General features: G+C 64.5%; 5 protein-coding genes and 1 tRNA gene. All 6 read left to right on the top strand.

Translation table 11 applies throughout. The features are described from left to right. Positions 1-26 precede the first annotated feature (26 nt). The 6 genes from obgE to nusG all read left to right on the top strand — a co-directional run bounded on the left by obgE (position 27) and on the right by nusG (position 5,698). Positions 27-1,718, top strand: coding sequence for a GTPase ObgE (gene obgE / locus B3C64_RS05290; protein WP_291534235.1), 1,692 nt, complete (start codon positions 27-29; stop codon positions 1,716-1,718). 80 nt (positions 1,719-1,798) lie between these two features. After that, on the top strand, positions 1,799-2,932 hold the full coding sequence (gene proB, locus B3C64_RS05285) for a glutamate 5-kinase (RefSeq protein ID WP_291534234.1): 1,134 nt from the start codon (positions 1,799-1,801) through the stop codon (positions 2,930-2,932). Between the two features lie 138 nt (positions 2,933-3,070). Further along, positions 3,071-4,294, top strand: coding sequence for a pyridoxal phosphate-dependent aminotransferase (locus B3C64_RS05280; RefSeq protein ID WP_291534233.1), 1,224 nt, complete (start codon positions 3,071-3,073; stop codon positions 4,292-4,294). Positions 4,295-4,528: 234 nt separating this feature from the next. Beyond that, positions 4,529-4,604, top strand: a tRNA-Trp gene (locus B3C64_RS05275). 36 nt (positions 4,605-4,640) lie between these two features. Continuing rightward, positions 4,641-4,868 (top strand): preprotein translocase subunit SecE, encoded by a 228-nt coding sequence (gene secE, locus B3C64_RS05270; RefSeq protein ID WP_291534231.1) that lies wholly within the window; start codon positions 4,641-4,643, stop codon positions 4,866-4,868. A 23-nt stretch (positions 4,869-4,891) separates the two neighbouring features. Then, positions 4,892-5,698, top strand: coding sequence for a transcription termination/antitermination protein NusG (gene nusG / locus B3C64_RS05265; protein ID WP_291534229.1), 807 nt, complete (start codon positions 4,892-4,894; stop codon positions 5,696-5,698).

Raw genomic sequence — 5,698 nt, 5'->3', positions numbered from 1 at the left:
ATGCAGAGCAAAGGTGACAAACAACAATGAGTGATTTCGTCGATCGCGTGACCGTCCACGTCAAGGGCGGTGACGGCGGCAACGGTTCCGCCGGCATACGCAGGGAAAAGTACAAGCCATTGGCGGGCCCGAACGGCGGCAATGGCGGCAATGGCGGCAACGTGGTCTTCGTCGCCGATTCGAACGCCAACAGTTTGCTGGACTACCGATTCATGCCGCATCGCGAGGCCGAAAGCGGCACCATGGGTCTGGGCGACACCAAAGACGGCTCCAAGGGCGCCGACCTGCTGCTGCCGGTGCCGGTGGGCACGGTGATCTTCGCGGCCAAAGGCGCGCAGGGCGAACGCAAGCGTCCGGGCGCGCAGCTCGCCGACCTGCGTCACGCGGGCGACCGGTTCGTCGCGGCCGCGGGCGGCGACGGCGGCCTCGGCAACGCCGCGCTGGCCAACCGCACGCGCCGCGCCCCCGGCTTCGCGTTGCTGGGAGAGCCCGGCGAGGAACGTGACGTCATCCTGGAGCTCAAATCCATCGCCGACGTCGCCTTGGTGGGATTCCCGTCCGCCGGCAAGTCCAGCCTCATCGCCGCGATGAGTTCCGCCAAGCCGAAGATCGCGGATTATCCGTTCACCACGTTGGTGCCGAACCTCGGCGTGGTCATGGCGGGCGATATGCGATACACCATCGCCGACGTGCCGGGCCTGATTCCGGGCGCCTCCCAGGGAAAGGGACTCGGTCTCGAGTTCCTGCGCCACATCGAACGCACGGAGATCATCGCGCACGTCATCGATTGCGCCACCTTGGAACCGGACCGCGATCCGATGAGCGACTACCAGGCGTTGGAGCACGAGCTCGCCGAATACGCCGACAAGCTGGAGCTTCCGCTGGGCGCCATTCCGATTCCGGAACGTCCCCGCATCATCATCCTCAACAAGGTGGATATGCCGGAGGCCAAGGAGCTCGCCGAATTCGTGAAACCCGAATTCGAAAAGCTCGGTCTCAAGGTCTACATCATCTCCACGGCCTCCCATGAAGGCCTCAAGGAGCTGAACTGGGCGCTTGCCGGACTCGTGGCCGACATGCGCAAGGAAGTCGCCAGACGCGAACAGGCCGAAGAGGACGCCCGCGTGGTCATCAAGCCTCTGGAATCGCCCCGCAACCGTCGCCGTCGCAACGACGAGGGCGGCACCGCGCTCGACTTCACCGTGGAACGCAAGGAGAACGGCAACGGCGAGGTCTGGTACGAGGTGCGCGGCACCAAGCCGGAACGCTGGGTCATGCAGACCAACTTCGACAACGACGAGGCAGTCGGTTACCTCGCCGACCGTCTCGCCAAGCTGGGCGTGGAGGACGAACTGCGGAACAAGGGCGCCAAGCCGGGCGACGAGGTGCGCATCGGCCGCGGCGAACGCGCCGTGGAATTCGATTGGGACCCGACCATCGCCGCAGGCGCGGAAATGCTCGACGGCGCCCAGCTGGGCGCACGCGGCGTGGACCTGCGATTGCAGGACCAGGACGGCCGCGTCCAGCGCCGTACCAACGCCGAACGCCGTCGCCAGTACCACGAGATGATGGATGCCCGCCAGGCCGTCCGCGAGGCCATGATGGCCGAACGCAAGGCCGGACACTGGGCCGACCCGTCCGTCGACGACGACCGGCACGACACCACGAGCCTTTTTGGACGTGGCGAGTCCGAAGACGCGGACGACGTGGAACAATAGAGACGGCAGAACAAGCCCGCCGATGTGCCGATGGCATGTCGGCGGGCTTTTATGGGCCGCGTGAGCTGCCGGGAGGTTGTATGAACACGCCATCGCAATCGCAAGTGCGCAGAAGCATCGCCGAGGCGCAGACCATCGTCGTGAAGGTCGGGTCGAGTTCGCTGACCAAACCGAGCGGCCATCTCGATCCTGAGCGTCTTGACGCCCTGGTGGCGGCCATCGCCCGCATACGGTTGATGGGCGGTCGCGTCGTACTGGTCTCGTCCGGCGCCATCGCCGCGGGATTCGGCTCATTGGGCTTCGATTCCCGGCCTACGGACATCGCCGACCAGCAGGCGTGCGCGGCGGTCGGCCAGGGATTGCTCATGGCGCGTTACGAAAGCGCCTTCGCGAAATACGGATTGCGCGTCGGCCAGATTCTGCTCACGGTTTCCGACACCGTTTCGCCCCAGCAGTACCGCAATGTTCGCCGCACGCTCGACCGTCTGCTCGACCTGGGCGCGGTGCCGATCCTCAACGAAAACGATTCCCTGGCCTCCAACGAGATCCGTTTCGGCGACAACGACCGTCTCTCCGCGCTGGTCGCCAACATCGTGGTCGCCGACGCGCTGGTGCTGCTCACCGACGTCGACGCGTTGTACACCGCCCCGCCAAGCGAGCCGGGTTCGCGGCGCATCGCCTATGTGCCCAATGTCGAAAAGGCTTTGGAGCAGGTGCAGGTCGGCGGCACCGGTTCGAACGTCGGCACCGGCGGCATGGTCACCAAAATGGAGGCGGCGCGTGTGGCGGCCGTCTCCGGCATCCCCGCGGTGCTCACCTGCGCGGCGAATGCGGGTCCGGCGATGATGGGCGACCCGGTCGGCACGGTGTTCGCGCCGATTCACGACCGTGGCTCCTCCCGTCGCCTGTGGATCGGGTTCGCGTCGCATCCGCAGGGCGTGCTGGTCGCGGACGCCGGCGCGGCGAAGGCGATCTGCGCCGGTTCGGCCAGCCTGCTCGCCGCCGGCGTGCTGGAGGCGCGGGGCGATTTCGCGGCCGGTGACGCGGTGTGGGTCGACGACGAGCAAGGCAGGCATCTGGCGAAGGGTCTTGTCGGATTCGACTCCGAGGAGATTCCCCAGATGCTGGGACGCAACACCGCGCAGCTCAGACGGTTCCTCGGCGAGGAATACGCGCATCCGCTGGTGCACCGCGACAACCTCGTGCTGGTGTGACTTGACGCCTCGAACGGTGCTGGGGCGGACGCGGCGTGCAGCGGGTTTCGTCTCGGTGGCCGGAACGCCGATCACGCGGAATCCGATTCCGTCCAAGGCATGTCGCACCCCTTTGTTTTTTCGCGTGCCGGGTCTAGCATGGCAAGCATGACTATGGCTGACTGGCAGATTCTATCCGACCGTATCAATCATGTGGCTCCCAGCGCGACGCTGGCCGTCGATTCCAAGGCGAAGGCGATGAAGGCCTCCGGAATCGACGTCATCGGCTTCGGCGCCGGCGAACCCAACTTCCCGACCCCGGCGCCCATCGTTGCCGCTGCCGCCGCCGCGGTGCAGGACCCGAAGAACTACCGTTACACGCCGACCGCGGGCCTGCCCGAGCTGCGCAGGGCCATCGCGGACAAGACGCTGCGCGATTCCGGATACGAGGTCGATCCGAACCAGGTCATCGTGACCAACGGCGGCAAGCAGGCCGTCTACGAATCCTTCCAGATCCTGCTCGACGAGGGCGACGAGGTCATCATCCCGACGCCGTACTGGACGAGCTATCCGGAGGCCGTCAAGCTGGCCGGCGGCGTCCCGGTGCCGGTATTCGCCGGAGCCGACCGCAATTTCGAACCGGATCTGGACGACATCGAGGCCGCGCGCACCCCGCGCACCAAGGCCATCATCGTGAACACGCCCAACAACCCGACCGGTGCCGTGTGGAAGCCGGAAACCGTCAGGGCGATCGCGCAGTGGGCCATCGAGCACCATGTGTGGGTCATCTCCGACGAGATCTACGAGCACCTCAACTACGACGGCGCCAAAACCACCTACATCGGCGCGGCGGTCCCCGAGGTCCGCGACCAGCTGCTCGTGCTCAACGGCGTGGCCAAGACCTACGCCATGCCCGGCTGGCGCGTCGGCTGGATGATCGCGCCGCTTCCGGTGGCCAAGGCCGCTTCGAAGCTGCAGGGGCACATGACGTCCAACGTCAACAACATCGCCCAGCGTGCCGCCATCGAAGCCGTTTCCGGCACCTTGGACGCCGTCTATGAGATGCGCGCCGCCTTCGACAAGCGCCGTCAGACGATCGTCGCCGCGCTGAACGACATCGCGGGCGTGAACTGCCCGACGCCGACCGGCGCGTTCTACGCGTTCGCCGACGTGACTGAACTGCTGGACAAGCCGCTCGGCCCCAACAAGACCGTCTTCTCCAACACGTCCGAGCTCGCCGCCGCGCTGCTCGACGAGGGCCATGTGGCCGCGGTGCCGGGTGAGGCGTTCGGCGCGCCCGGATATCTGCGATTCTCGTACGCGCTTGCCGATGACGACCTGGTCGAGGGCATGCGCCGCATGAAGGAGTGGGCCGAGGCCTGATCCGCCGAGACGCTGCGGCGAATAAAACGAATAAGATTCACGTTTCGCGAGACATGCCGGGGCGTGAATCTTTTTTCGTTGGAAAATAGCGGTTTTGCGACTATGCGATGAAAGTGGATTGGACGAAATCGCAAATACCCGCTACTATTTCGTCTTGGCGGTTTTGCCGCTTACTTCTTGCGTGGTTTTTCGCATAAAATCCTCGCCAGCAAGTAGCAACGGCAGAGTACACCTAGGGAAGTGGCGCAATTGGTAGCGCAACGGTCTCCAAAACCGTAGGTTGTGGGTTCGAGTCCCGCCTTCCCTGCCAAGTTTTCTTATAACAAACCAGGGCGGAGGATTTACAATGGCGAAGACACGCACCAGCGAAAAGGCTGTCAAGCCGAACATCTTCATGCGTATTGGTTTGTTCATCAAACAGATCATCGACGAACTCCGCAAGGTTGTGACCCCGACCAGCAAAGAGCTGTTTTTCTGGGCCCTCGCCGTGTTCATCTTCGTGCTGTTCCTCATGGCACTGGTCACCGGCATGGACTTCGGCCTGGGCAAGTTGACCCTGTGGATCTTCGGCTGACAACAACTTGAAGGTGAAACTGCATGACTGACGAAGTGTTTTCCGACAACCTCGACGAGGCGCCCGAGGCCGCTGAAGCCGCCACGGCTGATGCCGAGGCCGCCGCAGCCGTTGAGGCGCTCCCGACCGCCGAGCAGGAGTCCACTCCGGTGGACGCTCCCGCCGATGAGGCTCCGAAGGCCGAAGTCGAATCCGACGATGACGAAGAGCAGGATGCCGGAGCCAAGGCAGTCGAGGAATTCTCCAAGAAGCTGCGCACACTCGAAGGCAAGTGGTATGTGCTGCACACCTACTCCGGCTACGAGAAGCGCGTGAAGACCAACGTCGAGTCCCGTGTCGCCAGCTTCGGCTTGGAAGACCAGATCTTCCAGGTGGAAGTGCCGATGGAGGAAGTCGAGAAGCACACCGAAAAGGGCAAGAAGGTCATCACCCGCGTGCGCGTTCCCGGCTACGTGCTCATTCGCATGCTTCCGGACGAGAACGCCCGCCGCATCGTGCGCGAGACCGAAGGCGTCACCGGCTTCGTCGGACCGACCAAGGACCCGGCGCCGCTCACCCGCAAGGAAGTCGTCTCCATGATGGCTCCGATGATCGCTTCCGAGGCGCTCAAGGAGGCCGGCGACAAGCCGGCCGCCGCCAAGAAGCGCACGGTCGAGGTCTCCTACGCCGTCGGCGATCAGGTCACCGTCACCGATGGCCCGTTCACCACGATGGCGGCAGTCGTCTCCGACGTCGAGCCGACCACGCAGAAGCTCACCGTCCTTGTATCCATCTTCGGCCGTGATACGCCGGTGGAGTTGGGCTTCAACCAAGTCGAGAAGCTCGCCTGA

The organism is Bifidobacterium sp. UBA6881 (genome assembly GCA_002451435.1).
Lineage (GTDB): Bacteria > Actinomycetota > Actinomycetes > Actinomycetales > Bifidobacteriaceae > Bifidobacterium.
The sequence above is the reverse complement of the archived record's forward strand: the minus strand, read 5'-3'. Positions and strand labels throughout refer to the sequence as shown.